This window comes from uncultured Halopseudomonas sp. (assembly GCF_963977355.1).
Taxonomy (GTDB): domain Bacteria; phylum Pseudomonadota; class Gammaproteobacteria; order Pseudomonadales; family Pseudomonadaceae; genus Halopseudomonas.
Genome location: NZ_CAXBOV010000022.1, coordinates 13,431 through 32,924, shown reverse-complemented (window position 1 = coordinate 32,924; position 19,494 = coordinate 13,431). Strand labels below are relative to the sequence as shown.

General features: G+C 61.6%; 21 protein-coding genes. All 21 read right to left on the bottom strand.

What is annotated here, in order from left to right; genetic code table 11:
• Positions 1-140: 140 nt before the first annotated feature.
• The 21 genes from AAC076_RS12885 to AAC076_RS12785 all read right to left on the bottom strand — a co-directional run bounded on the left by AAC076_RS12885 (position 141) and on the right by AAC076_RS12785 (position 19,424).
• Entirely contained in the window at positions 141-407 is a 267-nt protein-coding gene (locus tag AAC076_RS12885; RefSeq protein WP_045652789.1) for a DUF2274 domain-containing protein, read from the bottom strand.
• The gene (locus AAC076_RS12880; protein ID WP_045652788.1) at positions 404-1,690 is read right to left on the bottom strand and encodes a TrbI/VirB10 family protein; all 1,287 of its coding nucleotides are present in this window, start codon (positions 1,688-1,690) and stop codon (positions 404-406) included. Before AAC076_RS12880 ends, AAC076_RS12885 begins: the two co-directional genes overlap by 4 nt.
• A gap of 2 nt (positions 1,691-1,692) precedes the next feature.
• Positions 1,693-2,688, bottom strand: coding sequence for a P-type conjugative transfer protein TrbG (trbG, locus tag AAC076_RS12875; RefSeq protein ID WP_045652787.1), 996 nt, complete (start codon positions 2,686-2,688; stop codon positions 1,693-1,695).
• Entirely contained in the window at positions 2,685-3,389 is a 705-nt protein-coding gene (trbF, locus tag AAC076_RS12870; protein WP_339846277.1) for a conjugal transfer protein TrbF, read from the bottom strand. Before trbF ends, trbG begins: the two co-directional genes overlap by 4 nt.
• A 12-nt stretch (positions 3,390-3,401) precedes the next feature.
• On the bottom strand, positions 3,402-4,580 hold the full coding sequence (gene trbL, locus AAC076_RS12865; RefSeq protein ID WP_339846275.1) for a P-type conjugative transfer protein TrbL: 1,179 nt from the start codon (positions 4,578-4,580) through the stop codon (positions 3,402-3,404).
• A gap of 31 nt (positions 4,581-4,611) precedes the next feature.
• On the bottom strand, positions 4,612-5,376 hold the full coding sequence (trbJ, locus tag AAC076_RS12860) for a P-type conjugative transfer protein TrbJ (RefSeq protein ID WP_339846273.1): 765 nt from the start codon (positions 5,374-5,376) through the stop codon (positions 4,612-4,614).
• Complete coding sequence (trbE, locus tag AAC076_RS12855) at positions 5,366-7,822, bottom strand: conjugal transfer protein TrbE (protein ID WP_339846271.1); 2,457 nt, start codon at positions 7,820-7,822, stop codon at positions 5,366-5,368. Before trbE ends, trbJ begins: the two co-directional genes overlap by 11 nt.
• Positions 7,823-7,840: 18 nt before the next feature.
• Entirely contained in the window at positions 7,841-8,113 is a 273-nt protein-coding gene (locus tag AAC076_RS12850) for a VirB3 family type IV secretion system protein (protein WP_339846268.1), read from the bottom strand.
• On the bottom strand, positions 8,110-8,463 hold the full coding sequence (locus AAC076_RS12845; RefSeq protein WP_339846266.1) for a TrbC/VirB2 family protein: 354 nt from the start codon (positions 8,461-8,463) through the stop codon (positions 8,110-8,112). Before AAC076_RS12845 ends, AAC076_RS12850 begins: the two co-directional genes overlap by 4 nt.
• Positions 8,460-9,482, bottom strand: a complete 1,023-nt coding sequence (trbB, locus tag AAC076_RS12840) for a P-type conjugative transfer ATPase TrbB (protein WP_339846264.1) — start codon at positions 9,480-9,482, stop codon at positions 8,460-8,462. The genes AAC076_RS12845 and trbB overlap by 4 nt, the downstream gene beginning before the upstream one ends.
• Positions 9,479-9,985: a CopG family transcriptional regulator gene (locus tag AAC076_RS12835; RefSeq protein ID WP_339846262.1), complete on the bottom strand. Its 507-nt coding sequence runs from the start codon at positions 9,983-9,985 to the stop codon at positions 9,479-9,481. Before AAC076_RS12835 ends, trbB begins: the two co-directional genes overlap by 4 nt.
• Entirely contained in the window at positions 9,982-11,976 is a 1,995-nt protein-coding gene (locus AAC076_RS12830; protein ID WP_339846260.1) for a conjugal transfer protein TraG, read from the bottom strand. The genes AAC076_RS12835 and AAC076_RS12830 overlap by 4 nt, the downstream gene beginning before the upstream one ends.
• A gap of 218 nt (positions 11,977-12,194) precedes the next feature.
• A complete protein-coding gene (locus tag AAC076_RS12825; RefSeq protein ID WP_339846258.1) occupies positions 12,195-12,476 on the bottom strand; it encodes an EexN family lipoprotein in 282 nt (93 codons plus the stop codon).
• Positions 12,477-12,478: 2 nt separating this feature from the next.
• Positions 12,479-13,411 carry a LysR family transcriptional regulator gene (locus AAC076_RS12820; protein WP_339846256.1) on the bottom strand — a complete coding sequence of 311 codons (933 nt, stop codon included), beginning with the start codon at positions 13,409-13,411 and terminating at the stop codon, positions 12,479-12,481.
• 297 nt (positions 13,412-13,708) lie between these two features.
• Entirely contained in the window at positions 13,709-15,658 is a 1,950-nt protein-coding gene (locus AAC076_RS12815) for a relaxase/mobilization nuclease and DUF3363 domain-containing protein (RefSeq protein ID WP_339846254.1), read from the bottom strand.
• A 406-nt stretch (positions 15,659-16,064) separates the two neighbouring features.
• The gene (locus AAC076_RS12810) at positions 16,065-16,619 is read right to left on the bottom strand and encodes a S26 family signal peptidase (RefSeq protein WP_339846251.1); all 555 of its coding nucleotides are present in this window, start codon (positions 16,617-16,619) and stop codon (positions 16,065-16,067) included.
• A complete protein-coding gene (locus AAC076_RS12805) occupies positions 16,616-17,128 on the bottom strand; it encodes a DUF2840 domain-containing protein (protein WP_339846350.1) in 513 nt (170 codons plus the stop codon). The genes AAC076_RS12810 and AAC076_RS12805 overlap by 4 nt, the downstream gene beginning before the upstream one ends.
• Positions 17,129-17,145: 17 nt before the next feature.
• Positions 17,146-17,397: a chromosome partitioning protein ParB gene (locus AAC076_RS12800; RefSeq protein WP_339846248.1), complete on the bottom strand. Its 252-nt coding sequence runs from the start codon at positions 17,395-17,397 to the stop codon at positions 17,146-17,148.
• Complete coding sequence (gene parA, locus AAC076_RS12795) at positions 17,394-18,032, bottom strand: ParA family partition ATPase (RefSeq protein WP_339846246.1); 639 nt, start codon at positions 18,030-18,032, stop codon at positions 17,394-17,396. Before parA ends, AAC076_RS12800 begins: the two co-directional genes overlap by 4 nt.
• A 250-nt stretch (positions 18,033-18,282) precedes the next feature.
• The gene (locus tag AAC076_RS12790; protein WP_339846243.1) at positions 18,283-19,119 is read right to left on the bottom strand and encodes a replication initiator protein A; all 837 of its coding nucleotides are present in this window, start codon (positions 19,117-19,119) and stop codon (positions 18,283-18,285) included.
• 14 nt (positions 19,120-19,133) lie between these two features.
• Positions 19,134-19,424 (bottom strand): helix-turn-helix domain-containing protein, encoded by a 291-nt coding sequence (locus AAC076_RS12785; protein WP_339846241.1) that lies wholly within the window; start codon positions 19,422-19,424, stop codon positions 19,134-19,136.
• Positions 19,425-19,494: the final 70 nt, after the last annotated feature.

The window sequence follows — 19,494 nt, the reverse complement described above, 5'->3', positions numbered from 1 at the left end:
TAATAAACCTATTTTAATCGTAGCTATACTACGATTTTTTATATTTTTCTAAACAATAAAGAGTAATAGCGGTAGCCACTGATCGCAAATCATTATCCAAAATCCGCTCCATGTGCGGATATTCAGACATGATTATCCGATTACCTGTCTATCGGTCGCACGGACGAAGTGGCCTGAGAAGGACTGGCGCGCCCTCTTGTTCCCTTCCGAAACCCCCGATCCCTTGCCATAAACGCCTCCAGCATGTGCGGGATCAGCGTCACCGCATCGACTGGCTCGCCGTAGGTCTGAGCATGTAACTCGGCATACCGTTCCAGTTCCTCCTTCAGGGATGCCGGACAGGTGAAAGTAAGCTTGACGGTTTCGGTCTTGGGCAATGGCCCCAGCCGCAGTTTGTTGGTGGTCATGGCGTAGTCCCCCGCTGGTAGATCAGTGGTTGGTATGGCCGCAACACCAGGTCGCGATTGACGATGAGGCGCACTGGCAACCCGGGCCGGCTGGTCAGGGTGGGCTGAATATTGAGGTTGCGGCGGGTCACCTCCTGGCCGATCTGGTTGACGCTGTCCTGCGCGCTGTCCCGGCCGGCGATGATGACGCGATCGCCGTCCTGGCGGTTCTCGGGCGCGGCCAATTCGGCGCCCACTCCTAGCAGTGTGGTCAGCGCGGCGCCAGCGAAGAGGCGATCCCAGTGCCAATCGACGCCGTCTTCGAGGCCTGCGTAACCGGCCGGGTCAGTACCGGCAAGGTTATCGAGTTGAAAGGACGAGGTGTCCGGCAGGATCACCCGGTGCCAGACCATCTGCACACGGGTTTGCCCATAGCTCACCTGGCTGTTATAGCGCCCCAGGATTCGCGAACCCTGGGGAATCAGCACATGACGGCCGGTGGCGGTGTCATAGACCGGCTCAGTGACTGTGGCGATCACATCGCCCGGCAGGTCCGAGTTGATACCGGTGACCAGGGCGGCGGCAATCACCGTGCCGGCCATTACCTGGTAAGGGGACACAGGCGCTTGCAGATCCCCGGAATTACGGGTTTCCGTAAAACCGGCATTACTGAGAAACGCTTCCTTCTGTTCCTGACGATTCTGCAGAGCAATAGGGCCAGTCTCTACTGAAGAGGTGTTCTGCAGCATCGCCAAAGAATCGAGGGCGCCGAGGCCCTGATTTGTCGGCAACCCCTCTCCTCCACCTGCAACAGAAGCTATGGTAGAAGACCGTGGGCGAATCGACCCGAAGAATACGGATGAGGCCGCCGCCTCTTCCGCGTCCTTGAGGCGTGCCAGTCGGTCGACTTCCGCCGAGTCCTGGCCGTCCCGATAACCCATGGCCTGCCGCTCCGCCTTCAGAATTGGCTCACCCAGGTCACCCGGCAACGGCTTACCCAGGCGAGGCACTTCAGGCGGCAGCTGCGAATAGTCCGCCGGCAAGCGGGTCAGCTCTTCCGAGCGGGCGATACGATCAACGTTGTACAGTTCATCCGCCCCGTGCATGGCGCCCCGCTCGGGTGTCCGTAAGGACCAGAACATCGCCCCCAGCATGGCGGTAGCGACACCACCGGCGAGCACGGCCAGCATCCGTCGGTTTAGGCGCGTTACCGGTCGCGGCTGGGCGCGTAGTGCCACCTGTTCCGGTGCCAGCTTCGGTGAAGGTTTGGATTGTGGCTGATCCGGGGTATTGTCGTCGTCCATGCTCACTCCCTCCGTACCCCATCGGTTCGCTCAATGCGTACCACCTCGCCTTCCTCACCACCCAGACGCAGCTCGGCAGCACCGAAGAGTCGATCCACGATGTAGTACGGTGAGCGGAAGCGGTAGTTCACCAACTGGCCACCACCCTGCGGGCCGATCACGAACAGCGGCGGCAGCTCACCCTGGGCGATCCCGGTTGGAAACTGGATATAAACCTTTCCTCCATCGTCGAAGGCTCTCAGCGGTCGCCATGACGGCTGGTCGCCACTCAGGGCATAGCGGAATCGCAAGCTTTCCAAGGACAAGCCCCGGTCAATCGGCGCGGCCACCTCGGCCGCCTGCGAGCGACGTTGCAAGGCCAGCATGCGATCCCTCGGGTAGTCCCAGGAGACCGAGGCCATCCAGGTGCGCTCAGTCGAGATCAGCTCCATCAGATAGGTACGGCGATTGGTGGTGATCACCAGGTTGGTTCGGATGTCCACGCGGATGGGTTTGACCAACACATTGACCCGCTGCTCGGCTCCGGTACCACTGGACGTATCCCCCACGATCCAGCGCACGGTATCGCCGGCGGCGACCGTCACCAGTTCCTCACCGGGCTGCAGGGCAATGACGGTCACCCGCTCGGGGCTGGCATAGACCTGATACAGCGCACCGTCAGCAAAGGGCCAGACCTGTACGGCATTGACATAGCCTTCCCGCGTCGGTGGCACCCGCGCCTCCTCGGTGGCCTGGTCTACCTCTGTCTGCGGATCTGCAAGCTCGACTTCCTCGGCACCATCCGCTTCCACAGGCAAGGGCATCAGTTGCCCCGGCAACGGCAGCGGTTTTGGCACTTCCACCACTTCTATTGGTCTTTCTGCCTCCGGCAACAGGGTTGCCGCGACCGGCTCGTCCAGGGTGATCCGGGGTGGTTTTTGCGGCGTGGCGCAGCCGACCAGTGCAAACGACCCCGCCAGCACCAGGACTCCTGTACACCTATTCAATGGCTTGCTCATGGCATCTCTCCTTCAGTGGCCTCCAATTCCCGGCTCCACGACAGCCCATTGACGTAGATGCCCAATGGATTGCGGCGTAGCCGCTGCTCGGTGCGCGGGGTTTGCAGCACGACAGACACCACTGCCGTCCAGCGCTCAATACCAGCTGCCGCACCGTTCACAAACCGGTGCTCGCTCCAGCGCACCTGAAAGGAGCTGTCGCTGGCGCGCACCACGCTGTTGATCTGCACCGTCACCGATTCCTGGCCGATACGGGCAAAGGGATCATTGCTGCGGGCGTAGTCGTTGAGCACCGCCGCCCCGCGGTCGGTGGTGTAGTTGTAGGCGTCCAGCCAGTTCTGGCGCACCACTACCGGATCGATGGAGAGCGAGCGCACCAAGGTGATAAACCGGGCCAAATGATGAGCCGTCTGCGCATCGTTGGGCCGGTACGGCGTTGTGGCCTCCCCCACGGCCCGCACCTGTCCGCCCGTGTCCACCTCCACCACATAGGGCGTGACGATGGACTGGGCCGAACGCCACACCAGCCCTCCGGCCATCAGCAGGGCTAGCGTCAGGCAGCCGAAGGCCATCAACCGCCAGTTCCGGGCCTGCACCCGGGCCGAGCCGATGCGCTCATCCCAGGCCTGGGCAGCCGCCTGATAGGGTGTGGCCGGTTCCGGGGATTCGGCATAGCGAGCATGGGGTCGCTTGAATCGCATGAGAGGTTCTCCTTATGAATCCGAGTCGTTCAGGCTGGGGCCTGAACCCGCGCCACCACCGTCACCACCGCGCAAGGTGTGGGCAACGGTCGTGGCGGTATGGGAAAGTTGCTGGCGACGTTGCAACTGCCTGGCCCAGGCCGGTTGTCCGCCCGACGCTGTCGTATGCTTCGTGTTTGCAGCGGCTGAATCCATGGCCGAACTCGCCCCACTGGCCGCAGCCTTCATCGAGCTGGCACCGCCTGCCGCCATTCGAACGGCGCCGGGAGCCATTCGCGCACCTGCGACCACAGCGCCACCCACTCCCGTGGCAGCAGCACCCAAAGCCACGGCAGTCCCGGTCGCGCCGAGGGTCGCGCCCGCCATCGCTCCGGCGCCCAGTTGTGGTGAGCCGGAAACCAAGCCAGTGGCAATACCCGGCCCAAAGATTCCCAAGGCCAACAGCGCCAGGGAAGCCAGCATCATTACCAGTGCAAAATCCACAGAGGGTTCGGCGGGAGCCACCTGGAATTCGGCAAACAATCCCGTGCCGATGCCAACAATCACCGCCAGCACCAATACCTTGATGCCCGAGGACACTACGTTGCCCAGGACTTTTTCCGCGAGAAAGGCAGTCTTGTTCCACAACGCAAAGGGCACCAACACAAACCCGGCCAGGGTGGTCAGCTTGAACTCGATCAAGGTGATAAAGAGCTGGATCGCCAACACAAAGAAAGTCAGGATCACCACCAGCCAGGCCAGGAACAGCACCACGATGGGCGTGATATTGACGAACACTTCCGGGAAGCCACTCATCTCGCTGATCTGTTCCAGGATTGGCGCGCCGGCATCGACGCCCACCTTGGCCAGTCGGCCCGGTTGCAGGAATTCCGCAGCCGTCATGCCAGTACCAGACGCCATCAGCCCCAACCCGGCGAAGGAGCGGAACACGATACCCGCCAGCGTATTGAAGTTGCCGATGATGTAGGCGAAAGCCCCCACGTAGAGTACTTTGCGAATCAGGCGAACCAGCACGTCATCGGCCTGCCCGGTGGCATGGCTCAGCGCCCAGAAAATCCCCGCGATGGTCATGTCGATCACCACCAGGGTGGCGGTCAGGAATGCCACCTCACCACCCAGCAATCCGAAACCCGAATCGATGTAGGTGGAGAAGACATTGAGGAAACGGTCGATTACCGCGACATCATCCATGGCCACCTCCCAACCGCATCATGGCCGCACCTCAGTTGCCGTAGAACGACACGGTGTGCGGGGTATAGGGTGTCCCCTCGCCCAGAAAGCGCCTGGTCACTTCCCGGCCGCGTTCGGTAGCTGCTGCCTGGCGAGCCAACTCCAAGGACGCGGCCCGATCCTGCGTCAACCGCAGTTGCTGGGACTGCATGGACTGCTTGGCCTGTAACGCGAGCAGTTGGTTTGTGGCCTGCATCGCCTGCAGGGCACCGTTGGCTGACTGACTCTGGTTCACCAGATCCGTCAACACGCCCTCGTCGGTGGACAGGTTCTGGGATACCTGCCCCTGCATACGCATCGCCGTGTGCAGGCCATCAAGGGTGTGCGCCCAACGCTCGCGGGCATCCTGCGCCATGCGGTCACCGCTTACGCTAGCCGCGTATTCCTTCGGGTAGAGCCTGGCAAATTCCTGGTCAATGCGGTTTACCTCATAGGCCAAGCCCTGGGCCTCGGCAATCAGGCGCCCGGTGGCCGCCAGTGCCGAGCGCAGTCGATTCACCGAATTGAAATCAAGCCGCTCCAGATTCCGCGCCTGGTTGATCAGCATGTTCGCCTCGTTCTGCAGCTGCTGTACCTGGTTGTTGATCTGCTCCAGGGTGCGGGCAGCGGTCAGCATGTTCTGCGCCAGATTCGAGGGATCGAGCACAATATCGCCGACACCAAACAGGGCCTGGGCGGGCTGGACGACGGTAAAGGCAATGGCGCTGGCCAGCGCCACCACGCGAAAGCGGGATACCAACGGGCGTTTACGGTTCATGACGTTTCCTCCTGGGAAGTTCATCCAGAGACGTTCCTGCGGGTGAGTGTTGATCAAGCAATTGCGCCGCCCAATCGAGGCCTCGATGGCACAGCCAGGCGGCGGCAAAATCAGGTACCGGAATCGAGGCCAGCAGCGCATCCATCTCGCGCTGATCCTCGGGCGTTGAGGCGCCGGCAAAGGCGAGCGCCACCTGCCGCAGATCCAGGTCGAACAGACGATTGCCTAGGCGTGACTGGTAGTAATAATCGCGCTTGGGCTCGGCAGTGGCGACAATCTCGATCTGACGTGCATTGAGCCCGAAGCCTTCATAGATGGAGCGAATCTGTGGCTCGGTGGCCTGGGGGTTGGGCAGGAAAATGCGGCTCGCGCAGCTCTCGACGATGGCCGGCGCAATACTGGAATCCTGGATATCCGCCAGCGACTGGGTGGCAAAAATCACGCTGACGTTCTTCTTGCGCAGGGTCTTCAGCCACTGGCGGATGCGCGCCGCGAACACCGGGTCGTCGAGGAATAGCCAGGCCTCATCCAATATCAGAAGCGTCGGCGCCCCGTCGAAACGCTCATCGAGGCGTGCGAACAACACGCCCAGTACGGCCAGCACCGCCGCGCGGCTGGCCATCAATTCCTCCATCTCGAAGCACTGCACATCAGCTATACCCAGGCGGTCATGCTCGGCGTCCAGCAGCTTGCCGTGGGCACCACCCAGCAGGTACGGGGCCAGCGCCTGACGCAGTGCGTTGTGCTGCAGCAGGACGGAAAACCCCGTCAAGGTGCGCTGTTCCACCGGCGCACCTGCCAGGCTTTCCAGCGCCGACCAGATCGCCGCTTTTTCATCGGGACCAAGGGTCGCCCCTTCCTGCCGTATCCGCCCTTCCAGCCATTCCGCCGCCCAGGTGCGGCGCTCCTCCCGGTCGATACTGGCCAGAGGCTGAAAGGCTATCTCGCCTTCCGCACCCAGGTCATAGTGCTCGCCACCAAGACCCAGAATCGTCGCGCGCAGCGAACGCCCCATGTCGAAAGCGAAAATCCGTGAACCCGGATAGCGACGAAACTGCAACGCGAGGGTGGCCAGCAATACGGACTTGCCCATGCCGGTAGGCCCCACCACCAGGGTATGACCGACATCACCAATATGGGTGACCAGCCGGAACGGCGTGGCGCCATCGGTGCGGGTGACAATCAACGGCGGGCCGTCCAGATGAACATTCTTCGTCGGCCCCGCCCACACCGCCGACACCGGTAGCAGGTGTGCCAGGTTTAGCGTAGAGACAATCGGCTGGCGCACATTGGCGTAGGCATTGCCCGGGATCGAGGACAGCCATGCCTCCACGGCATTGATTGTCTCGGGGATGGTGACAAAACCCCGGCCCTGAATGACCCGCTCCACTTGGCGCAGTTTTTCATCGGCGATGGCGGAATCAATATCCAGCACCGTCACGGTGGCCGTGACATAACCGAAGGCCACCTGGTCACTGCCGAGTTCCTGCAGGGCGGCGTCGGCGTCCCCCGCCTTGTTCGAGGCATCGGTATCCACCAGCGGACTTTCCTGCTGGAACAGGGTCTCCCGTAATAGCGCCGCCACGTTCTTGCGCTTGGCAAACCACTGCCGGCGCAACCGCCCCAGCTCCCGTTCCGCTTCCGCCTTGTCCAGGCACAGAAAACGCGTACTCCAGCGATAGCCAAAACCCAACCGGTTCAAGTCATCCAGAATGCCCGGCCAGGTCGATGTGGAAAAACCCCGCACCGAGGCAACCCGCAAGTGCGCCTCGCCCAGCATCGGCGCCAGGCCACCGGTCAATGGGCTGTCGGCCAGCAAAGCATCCAGATGGAACGGTGTCTCCGGTACCACCACTGGATGACGGCGAGTGGAAACAGTGCCGTGCAAATAGGTCAGCGTCTCGCTGTCATCCAGCCAGGCCAGTTCAGGCATCACGCCATCGAGCAGATCAAACACGCGGTTCGTCTCTGCCGTAAAGGCGTCCAATCGCTCACGCCAGTTCGCCCCCTGGCGAGACGTGTTTTCGTACAAGAGGCTGGCCGCCCGGGCACGGGACTCTTCCGGTGGCAGGTACACCAGCGTCAGGTGATAGACGCTTTCGAAGTGGCTGTGGTCTTCCTCGAAAGCGGCCCGGCGTTCCTCATCCACCAGCCAGGACAGAGGCTCGGGAAACTCCGACTGCGGATAGCCTGCCGCGGGCAAGCGTTCGGCTTCCACGAACAGCGCCCACCCCGATCCCAGGCGCCGCAGCGCGTTATTGAGCCGCGCCGATGTGGCGATCAGTTCACCTTGGGTGGCACTGTCCAGATCCGGCCCGCGAAAGCGCGCCGTGCGCTGGAACGATCCATCCTTGTTGAGCACCACCCCAGGTGCCACCAAGCCCGCCCAGGGCAACCAATCGGCCAAGTGGGCGGGACGCTTGCGGTATTCGGTCAGGTTCAACATGCTCGCACCTTCCCTCCCTTACACATCCAGCAGGACTTTGTGCTTGAGATGCCGCAGGAACACCGCCATGAACTGCGTGTCGGCCTGCGCACCCCACACCGCCAGCGAATGCCCCAGCAGCCACAGTACCAGGCCGGGCAGCCACAGTTGCAGCCCCAATCCCACCGCAGCCGCCAACGTGCCGTTGGCAATGGCCACGGTACGCGGTGCCCCGCCCAGCAGAATCGGCTCGGTCAGCGCCCGGTGTAGCGGCACCTCGAAACCGGAGGCGAATTCGGACACTCCGTTCATGCCACCACCGCCCCGCCGGAGAAGCTGAAGAAGGACAGGAAGAACGAGGAGGCCGCAAAGGCGATGGACAGGCCAAACACAATCTGCACAAGCCGCCGAAAACCGCCGGAGGTATCACCAAAGGCCAGTGCCAGCCCGGTGGCAATAATGGCGATGACCGCCACAATCCGGGCCACCGGTCCCTGGATGGAATCAAGGATGGACTGTAGCGGCCCTTCCCAGGGCATGCTGGAACCCGCGGCTTGCGCCGTTGTCGCCAGGCACAGCAATAACGCAGCAAGTACCAGGGTATTCAGGCCGGAGCGTAAAACCGGATTTACAGAAATCCGCATTGGATGAACAGTGGTCATGAGGGTTCTCCAGATGAAGTTGAGGATGAGACGATTGAGAATGAAAGCGACGACGACAGGGATTCGTCGAGGTGATAGCCATTGCTGTCGAAACCGGTGACCCGGGCCACAGTGCGCACCTTGCGGGCACGGCCGCGCCCCGCGATAAACACCACCACGTTCACCGCCTCGGCAATCAGCGCACGCGGTGGCGTGATGGCGACTTCCAGGATCAGTTGCTCAAGACGAAGCAGTGCACCCTGAGCGGAACCGGCATGTACGGTGGCGATGCCGCCGGGATGGCCTGTGCCCCAGACCTTGACCAGATCCAGCGCCTCGCCGCCGCGCACCTCACCGACCACCACCCGGTCCGGGCGCAGGCGCATGGTGGCCCGCACCAGCTCGGTCATGGACACCACGCCGGGGCGTGTGCGAAGGGGTACGTGGTCTTTTGCTACACACTGGAGTTCAACCGTATCTTCCAATACCAGCACCCGGTCATCGGTGGCCGCGATCTCCGCCAGCAGTGCATTGGCAAGCGTCGTCTTGCCGGTACTGGTGCCGCCGGCCACCAGGATGTTCTGTCGCTCGCGCACTGCGGAGCGCAGGAAAGCCGCTTGACCCTCAGCAAGCACGCCATCGCGCACATAGTCTTCCAGCGGAATTACCCCCACCGCCCGCTTGCGCAGGGCAAAGGCCGGGGCCGGTGAAGCAGGCGGCAGGACACCCTCGAAACGCTCGCCGGTTTCCGGCAGCTCGGCGCTTAGCAGTGGCCGACTACGATGGACTTCCACACCCACGTGAGCCGCCACCAGGCGAATGATACGTTCGCCATCGGCGGCAGACAGCGTTTCACCGGTTGGCGCTCGCCCCGTGGACAGACGATCCACCCACAAACTGCCATCCGGGTTGAGCATTACCTCCACCACATCCGCGTCCGCTAGTGCGGCGGCGATCAACGGCCCCATGGCGGTGTGCAGCATGCGGATGCGCCGGTCGAGTGATTGTGCCGAGGATGACGATGGATGAGCCGCGTTCATGATTCGCCCTCCCCATCTGGCTGTTGATGCCGTTCGCGCTCTTGGGCCTCAACTTGGGCGGCAATCTCATCCAGCCGCCGCGTATCAGGTTCCAATTCTTCATAAACCTCCCGCACCAAACTGCGTCCACGTAAGATGTGGCGGCCCAACTCCTCAATGAACTGCTCGAAGCGCGCCCTGCCCTGGGCCCTGGCCGCCCCCTGATGTGACTCCGGCAGCGGCGTGCTCACAGTCAGGTAGTAACGCACATACAGCGCCACCGTCTCGATCAGGATGTTCTGGTCCCGTTCCAACTTCTCGAACTGGCGGGACAGGCGATCCAGCCGTTTGGCCATGGCCGCTTCGCGCTTGTCGGCGGCATCGGGCGAGAGCCAGGATGCCAATGCCGCTGCAACAATGGAGGACTTGGACACACCCTTCTTGGCGGACAACTCGTCCAGGCGTCTGGCATGGTCGCGCTCAATAAACAAATTCAATCGGTGGCGGGAATGTAGTCGGCTCATAGGGCAATTCCATCGTCGGGGTCGAGGGCGGCCTGCCGCGCCAAACGTTGCAGGCGTGGGTCAAACTTCGAGGGCAAGGGCGTGATGCCGTCCTCCTCATCCAATATCGCCATATCATTGGTGGGCGGTTTGGTTTCCGGCTCCCAGCTCACAGTCTCCGAGAGTTCCGGTTGCCGCCGCGGACCGCCATCATCACTTCCCCCGGCGCTATCAACCGCGTTGGAAGCCGCAGCTGGCACCGTAGGCACTGCCAGTTCGCTCCAGTCATTGGGGCGAATCTCTGGCGCATCGACATAACGCCCTTCATCCAGAACAGGCGGCGGCACTACCCGGCGGGTAAAATTGGCATCAAGGTAATAGCGCAGCTTCTTTGCCTTGATCGGTGGTTGACCCGAAACCATGACCACTGCTTCATCCGGCGGCAGTTGCATCACCTCCCCCGGCGTCAACAATGGCCGCGCCGTCTCCTGGCGCGAGACCATCAAATGGCCCAACCAGGGCGCCAATCGGTGTCCGGCATAGTTGCGCTGGGCGCGCAGTTCGGTAGCCGTACCCAAAGTGTCGGAAATCCGCTTGGCGGTGCGCTCGTCGTTGGTGGCGAAGGTCACCCGTACATGGCAGTTGTCGAGAATGGCGTGGTTGACGCCGTAGGCCTTGTCGATCTGGTTGAGGCTCTGGGCGATCAGGAAACTGCGAATGCCGTAGCCTGCCATAAAGGCGAGTGCCGACTCGAAAAAGTCGAGCCGGCCCAGCGCGGGAAACTCATCCAGCATCAGCAACAGCTTGTGCCGACGCTCGATGCCGTCACTGCCGTCCAATGATTCGGTCAGCCGTCGCCCGATCTGGTTGAGGAGCAGGCGAATCAGCGGTTTGGTACGGTTGATGTCCGAGGGCGGCACCACCAGGTACAGGGATACCGGATGCTCGGCGGCGATCAAATCGGCAATGCGCCAGTCGCAGCGGGAGGTCACGGCGGCCACCGTGGGATCACGGTATAGCCCCAGGAAACTCATGGCGGTGGACAGCACGCCGGAGCGCTCGTTGTCCGCCTTGTTCAGCACTTCCCGTGCCGCCGAGGCCACTACCGGATGTGGCCCGTCATCCAAATGCCTGGTGGTCATCATTCGATGCAGTGTCACCTCGAAGGGACAGGCCGGATCGGAGAGGAAGTTGGCGACACCACGCAGGGATTTATCTTCTCCCGCGTAAAGCACATGCAGGATGGCGCCCACCAGCAAGGCATGGGAGGTCTTCTCCCAGTGGTTGCGACGCTCCAGTGCCCCTTCGGGGTCTACCAGGATGTCGGCAATGTTCTGCACATCGCGCACTTCATGGGCACCGCGCCGCACTTCCAACAAAGGGTTGTAGGCCGCCGAATTGGCGTCGGTGGGGTTGAACAACAAACAATGGGAAAAGCGTGCCCGCCAGCCAGCAGTCAGTTGCCAGTTCTCGCCCTTGATGTCGTGGATCACCGCCGAGGCGGGCCAGGACAACAGAGTCGGCACCACGAGACCCACCCCCTTGCCCGAGCGGGTCGGTGCGAAGGTCAATACATGTTCCGGCCCTTCGTGGCGCAGGTATTTATCGTCGTGCTGGCCAAGAAAAACACCGACATCACCGATCAGCCCGGCACGGTGGATTTCCGCAGGTTCGGCCCAACGCGCCGAGCCGTAGGTGGTCACCAGTCGCGATTGCCGGGAACGCCAGATCGACATACCGATGGCGACCACCACCGCCACCAGACCACTGGCCCCGGCGATGGCACCGCCGGTGACAAACACGCCGGGCGCATAGGCGTCGAAGAAGAACCACCAGTCGAACAAGCGCCATGGGTGGTAAACCGGTTTATCGAGCAGTTCGAACCAAGGGGCACCCAAACGAGACTGGTAGCCCAGGGCGTTGGCCACCCACTGGGTGGCACCCCACACGCCAGCGATGACGATGCCGAACACCGTCAGCACCTGACCGTAGAGTACCCCTGTCGCCCGCATATCCGCCTCCAAATTTGCCCTGGTTTCGCGCGCGCGTATGTGCGCCCACAGGTGTCAGATTCGGTGCTGGATCAGTGTCGGTCAAAGACTGTTATCGACACAATCCAGAAGGAAAATGCAAGATTGCCAGGCAGGGCGAACGAGATAAAAACACCGGGAATGAGAGCGTATTTCGGCAAAGCGAGTTAAGAGCCGAAATTTGTTTCGGTTAACTTACGTCAGAAGGCCGGTTTTTCCTTCGGCGGCGTGTACGGCACTTCGCCATCACCGAGAAACGCCTTGTTGGTAGCCTCGGCTACTATGTTGCACAGTTTGTCACCCAACTCCGCACGATTGAGCCTACACTGCTCACGCAACTCCTTGCGTCGCTCGGGATTGGCCAGCAGCGATTCCACGGTATCGGTGGGCGGAGCTTCAACGGAGGGCTTTTCAGTTGATGCGGGCTTCTCGCCGCAGGCACTCAACAACACGGCAATCAACAATAGGCTTAAACGTTTCATGATCAATTTTCTCCCAAGGTATCGGATGTGAATGAGTCCCCCTCGTGCGAGGGATCGCTTATCGGAGTGACTCGCTCGATAAATCTTCGAAGGGTTCCGGATGGCTCGGCATCGCGCCGTAGTAACCACGTTGTCAGCACCTGTGATCGTCCCGCCAGGGGCCGAGCCACCACCTCCTCTCGACGGGACGCGGCCAAGTGAGAAGCGCCCACCAGTGCCAGCGCATAACCCGCCGCCACCAGCGTCAGCATCAGGTCGTGGGAGGAAACCTGCTCTACCACCAAAGGTTCTCGGTCCGCGCCACGCAGGATACGACGGATCTGATGGCAGTGGCCTTCGCATGACTGGGGGTCGCAGGCGACCAGCGGATGACGCAGCACCTCGTCCAGTGGAATGCGCTGGTAGGCCAACAGCGGGTGCCTTGCCGGCACCGCCACGACAAGGGGGTCACTCCAGGCCGGCATCGCCACAATGCCATCCCCAACCTCGGGGGACTGGGCGAAGCCCAGATCATAAAGATCTTCGTGCAGGCCCCTGAGCTGTTGCCCTAACGGCACCTCGAACAGGCGGATATCAACTTGCGGCTCCTCCTCGCGACACTGGGCCAATAGCGCCGTGAGACGCGGACGCGTGATGCCGTCGGACAGTGCCAAGCGCAGTTGATCATGGAAGCCTGCGGCGGCAGCTTGCACACTGCCCCGCGCCTGATCCAGTGCAGTAAAGACACGCGGCACATGTTTCAAAAACAGTTGACCGGCCCGCGTCAACCTCGTACTGCGGGTGGTTCGGTTAAACAGGCGAACCCCGAGCTCTTCCTCAAGCTCCTTTATCGCCCGGGACAAAGGCGACTGCTCGATATGCAGGCGTTCCGCCGCACGAGCGAAATGCAATTCTTCAGCGACAGCGAGAAAGCAGCGCAAATGACGTAGCTCCATGCGAATAATTCCATTTTTCAGCTTTTCCGTTTGTCAGTCTATTCCTGCAAAAAGATGCCCGGCATGGCGGCGCCAACCCGAAAATTTGTTAGAGCCTGTATCTCCTTCACAAAGTACCTGGTTGAGAAGACTTAAGGTTCCGACAGATTGGCAGGGGCTGTGTTTCCAGTTTCTAGACCGACTCCATGTCCTTCACTTAATTACCGCGAACAGATACGACAAAGCGCATACGATAATGATTCTCATTATATTAAAAGTATTTAAATAGAGGCAACTCTCTCTGTATCATGGCATTGATTAACTAAGACTAAGACCGCGCCCCCGTCCAAGTTCCCAGCTGACGAAATTTCCCCGCACCACAGCCGACAGCGACCGCCCCAGCCGCTGTTCGATCACCGGTTTCCAGGGCACCAGGCTGAATCCCATGCCATCGTCCAGCATGGCAAAACGGCCACTGGTGAGCATCAGGCTGCGGCGGTAGATGCCGCTGACTCGTTTGCCATCGGAGGGTTGCAGATACTCCAAGCCGGTTTCCGCAGTGATGCCTTCCGCCGCTTTGGTCAGTTCCTTATTGCGCAGTGTGGCCAGCAGATTGGGGGCAAGGATGACACGCCTGCCTCGTTTCTCCGCCAGGCCTTCTTCCACCAGGAAATCAGCTCGCTGTTGCAGGGCCTTGCCAACCTCGTTACCGAAGCCCTGGCCGCCACCGACATTCCTCCCGTCTAACAGTTGCTGGTCCAACCAGGTGGCACCTATCGCCCGGGCTTGGCGCTCGATGGAAAGGTGGGATTTCAGGGTCACGGCAATCCCACCACTGCGCTGTCGATCGTATTGCCGACCCTGCTCTGGCAGATCGGCTGGTACGCGCCAGACGTCGTCGCCCAGGCGCTCCACGATGCCAGCGCGGCGCAGGGCCTCCAGACGGCGGCGATGGGAGGTCAGTACGTCTTCAGGATTACGTCCAGGAGTATTTAAAGTCCGTTGAATCTGATGCGGGTTCATACGGTACAGACCCTCCTCGGTCAGTGCGGCAATATCTCGATCCACGGCGCGGGCTTTGCCGACACCTGTTGCTTCAACCACGGCACCCATGGGGAACTCTCCCAGTTCCACCTTGGCAGGCAGCGCCACGTAATGCGCTTTGCCGTCGACGCCATCAAGCACAAGATAGCCACGGTCATTCAATTCGTCGGCGAGGCCCTTGGCCGCGACACGGCCGATGATAGGACTGGCGTCTTCAGTCGGTTCGAACACATCCAGTTCACATTGCCTTCCGCTCATGGCTCGCTGCATGGTACGGATAATGTCGCCCCGCTCTCCCATGGATCGTAAAGTCCGTTCGGCCTCCGGATGGATCATCCAGCCGCCGGGCTGTCGTTCGCTCGCTAGCCCCATGCGCTGCAAACGCTGCAGCCGACCTATCAATAAAAGGCGCTGACGTTTCAGGTGTGGCTCAGCAAGCTTTTGCATATCGAGCAGGCCGTCCTCTGCCTCGCGCTTCAGGGTGCGATCCAGACCGGTCCAGCGTTCCTGTTCGACCTCCTGTTGCAGACTTTGCTGGATCTCCAGCTCCGTGCGCGGCCCCAACCATTCGGTGGCCAGTTCGCAAGCCCGTCGCCGCATACCATCGGCGATGTAATCGCGGGAGATGATTAAATCCCTACCCTGATCATCCCGCCCCCTTAAAACGATATGTGTATGGGGGTTGTCGGTATTCCAGTGATCCACCGCCACCCAGTCCAGTTGCGTGCCCAGGTCCTGTTCCATGCGTTGCATCAGGTCGCGGGTATAACGGTGCAGATCCTCCAGCTCCGCCGCATCCTCGGGTGAGACAATAAAGCGGAACTGGTGGCGATCCTTGCTGCCGCGCTGCTCGAAGTCGGCGAGGTCGGTATCGTCATTCAGGGCACTGTAGGCCCTGCCCTGTTGCCCGTCACGGCCTACGCCTTCACGCTCGATATAGCGCAGATGAGTGATGGTGGAACGTTTCCCCGCTTTGGAGAGATTCACCAGCCGGGTCTTGATGGTAACGCGCCGGGCATTGGGCGCCAGAGATTGCCCGGCAAAGCGGGCGGCAACATGGCCACGGCCCAGTCGCGCCCCTGGACGGCCACCTCCCTTGCGGGCTCGGGACCCCGCCTTGCTGGCTTGCCTGATGACGGAGGTGATAAAGGTTTGACCGCGATTTTTCGGTGCGTTGGGCCTGACCTTGAACTGCTCGCCCTCGTCATTGCGGCGTCGGCTCATGGGGAACCTCCAGCAAAGTCCAGCAATAGGGGGCGCAAGTGACACGCGGCTATATCAGTGCGGACGCGGCATTGGCGCTTTTGACGGCACGCTACACGCCCCAGGCGCGTGCCGCGTCCACCCCATGTGCAGACTGGATTTTCGCGCACCGAAGTGCCGCGACCTTTTATCTTGCCCTGCATCTTTCCCCGCCCTATAAGCTCGGGGATACGATGCCCCGGCGACGCTGCAATACGTGACATCCGGTCTCCGGCGAGAGTCGGCCCCACCAATGCTGGAGGGAGCTCGGGGCAAGATATCTGCACAGGGGACTGCCGCATTTCGGTTGGCGCGACTGCACCCTTGCAACAGCGGCAGTAACACGAAAAGAGCATGACAATTGTTCCAACTTTCGCTTTCACGCTGGTCACTCCAGGTCGAGTCGGTGGGCCACGCCAATCACGTTTGCCCTATCGATCGGACCAAAATAGCGGCTGTCGAAGGAACCCGGATTGGTGGTGCTGAGCAGGAACAGTTCGCTCTCAACAAGCTGACGGCATTGCATCCAGGAAGGCAGTGGACGTGCCTGTGCATCAATGAGCAACACGTGGGCCACCGTTACGCCATCTATGCGCACGCGGCCATCCTCAATGCAGACATTCTGTGGTGCTACCGCACCGACACGTTTCAGCAGTGGCACATCCAACGGCAGGTATCCGCGCTTGTCCGCCAGCGTTGCAATGTGTTCGGGCAAATCAACCAACACAATACTGTCCACCGGTATCGCATTTGCGTCCGTATCAAGCGGTGTTATGCGATACCAGCCGATCGGCACACTGTCAGAGGCGTTGTAGACCACCCGCGCTCTTGACGGCGTGAATGCCGCCCAGACCAGTGCGGCCAAACCGGCTGCCATTAGCACAATAACAGTGACACACGCCAAGCGACGTGAGCGGGAGTTCACAGCAGGTTTCGGTGTCATTGCAGCGCCCTCCCCGCCAACCAAGCTGCATGGCGGTCGGCGTCGTAATTGGGTAACGGCTCTCGTGCGGCGAGGCGATTACTCAACAAGCGCCAATATGTCGGAGAGACATCAGCAGGCTCAATGCTCTGTGCCTCAATGGCATCGATCTGTGACAAGACGGCGCGCACATTTCGCTCGCCCTCGGCATTCAACAGGATGTGTGCACCGGGACGCACACCGCGCACCCGTTGCATACGCTCTTCAGGTCGGCCGCTTTGCAGGACCATCAGTTGCCAGCGTGTGGTGCCGTAGTCGTTCGACTCCCAACGGATGCGACAAAACAACTGCGCCGGGGGAAATACCGCGCAGCGTCGCCAGCGATCAATCTGGCGAACACGCAATGGGCAACCGAAGCGCAGGTACAGGTTGATGCGTTGCTCGATGTAGAGCAGCGAGACGCGGGTCAAGGGTGCGTCGTCATTCGGCGCGGTGAATGCCCGAGGCGGCATCAACGGCAAGTTGTTCATGGGTGACTCGTCCAGCATCATGCGCCCTCCTCCGGAAACTCGCGTTCCAGCAATGCGCGCAGCAATTCCGCCACCGTGGTGTTCCTGGTGAAGGCCGATACCTTGATACGGGCGCGCATCGCCGGCGTCACATCCAGTGTCAGCCGGGCGGTGTAGAGCTCTCCCTTTTGCACGGCGTTGGCATCGCCCTGGCGTATCCAGGCTTCGGCATTGGGATCGACCGGCGGACGTGCGCCAATGGCGACGCGTTTGCCGCCTTTTCCACTCATGGCACCCTCCGCAGCAGTTCATCGGCCAAGGTGGCAATCTCGCGTGCCGCCATACTGTCCGGTGCGGTCTCCCGGGCGAGGCGACCTGCCGCCACACTGTCGGCAAAGACGATGCGCTGGCAAACCTCGGAAGCCAATGCAGGGAACGGTTGTTCATCCAAGGTGCCACGGGCTTCGCGGCCGATCACCGTGCGCACCACGCGCCGGTTGATCACAAAGGCCGCGGCCAAGTGTGGCCGGAACACCTGCGCCTCGCGGATCAGTGCCACCATCTCGCCACTGGCCCACAGATCGTAGGGACTGGGTTGCACGGGGATCAGCACCTGCTCTGCAGCCATCAGCGCGGAACGGGCAATGGCGGCAATGCGAGGCGGGCCATCGATGACGATGTGATCGCAACGCCGGGCAAGCTCCGGCGCCTCCTGGTGAAGGGTTTCCCGAGCGAGCCCCACCGCGCTGAATAAACGGGGCAGCCCTTGCTGGCTGCGCCGCTGCGTCCAGTCCAGGGCCGAGCCCTGGGGGTCGGCATCCAGTAGGATGACCTGTTGACCGCGCAGTGCGAGTTCCCCGGCGATATGGGTTGCCAGTGTGGTCTTGCCCACCCCGCCCTTCTGGTTGAGCAGGGCGATGATCATGTCGGCACCCTCCCCGATGCATCGCACCGTTTGGAGAAACTCGTCCGACTTATCCACTGCGCCAATGGGTAAGTAAATGTTAAATAAAGATATTGATTGTTAGGTAATACGTTAGGAAGAAGCGCACGCCCCGTGATCATTGAGCTGGCAGAGAATGCATACGCCTGATGGCACGAGTCGCTTGCGCCTGATAGCACGAAGGCTCGTACGCCCGATAGCACGAGCCCGTTCACAGCTTGTCCCGCAGTTATCAACGTGTCATGCGCGGCACGGGCCGAAACACCAGGATTTCCGGCGAACCGGGTCGGCGTTCGATGGACAGCACGTACCCCGGCAGCGACTGCCGGGCCACCAGGGCGCGCAGGTCGCAGGCGAAGTCGCTGGGTCGGGCCAGGCTGCCCGACTTGCGGTGGAGGTACGGGAAATCGAATCGCCACCCCTCGGGCTGGCGGCCGCCGTGCTTGCGCACCAGGCGGTACAGCCAGCGCTCGATACCGCCGGTCAGCCGGAAATACGCCGGGTCGATAGTGAGCACCAGGGCCTCGTCCAGCACCCCGGCGAAGAACCAGTCCGCCAGGATCAGTTCGATGCCAAGCGGTCGCCCTTGGACATCCGCGCACTCCTTCCATTCGTTGATCCACGAGAAGCGATGCAGGCGCCGCCCGGTGGTCTCGCGGATGGAGGTGGCCACCGTGGTGGATTGCAGGCGATCCAGGGCGGCCCTGAGGCGTTGGTAGTCGCGCCGCGATGTACCCCGTCCGATAAAGCGCAAGATCTCGTAGGGTGTGGCGCGCATTCGTCGCGATGGCCGGATACCGGCATCGCAGGCCTCGACAATCTGGCTGGCCGCCCAGATCAGGATATCGGCATCCCAGATGGTGGCGATACCGTGCGCTCCCGTGCCCTCCACCCGCACTGTGACCGGCCCGGAGTGGAAGTCGATGGGCACGGTGCGCCGCGACTTGGCCAGCGAAAAGAACGGATAGGCCATCAGGTCCTGGGCGTCGCGGATCGCCATCTCTCCCGGCAGGGCGCGGAACAAATCGAGCTGTTCCCGCCCGCTGCCCGTGCTTGCGGAGCGCACCATGGTCGGACGTACGTTCAGCGTTCATGACGGCTGTCGCCGGCGTGGCGTTCGATATACTCGGGGTCGCAAGTAGCCTCGTAGCTGCGGGCATCGGCCCAGGCATCCAGGTCACTCACCGCGTACATCACCCGACGGCCGAATTTGCGAAAGCGCGGGCCACCGCCAATGACGCGCTGTTTTTCCAGCGTCCGTGGTGACAGGCGAAGATAGTCCGCCGCCTCATCGTTGGTGAGATAGCGGGAAGGAGGAACGGCTTGCTGCGTGGCAGCGGGGGCGGCAGAAGGCCGCAGTGGCGTGGGTCTCATGACAGGCATCTCCATCGGTCTTGGTCAATGGCCACGTTGTTGTGGCCGGATGGAGACAGTCTGGGGAAAG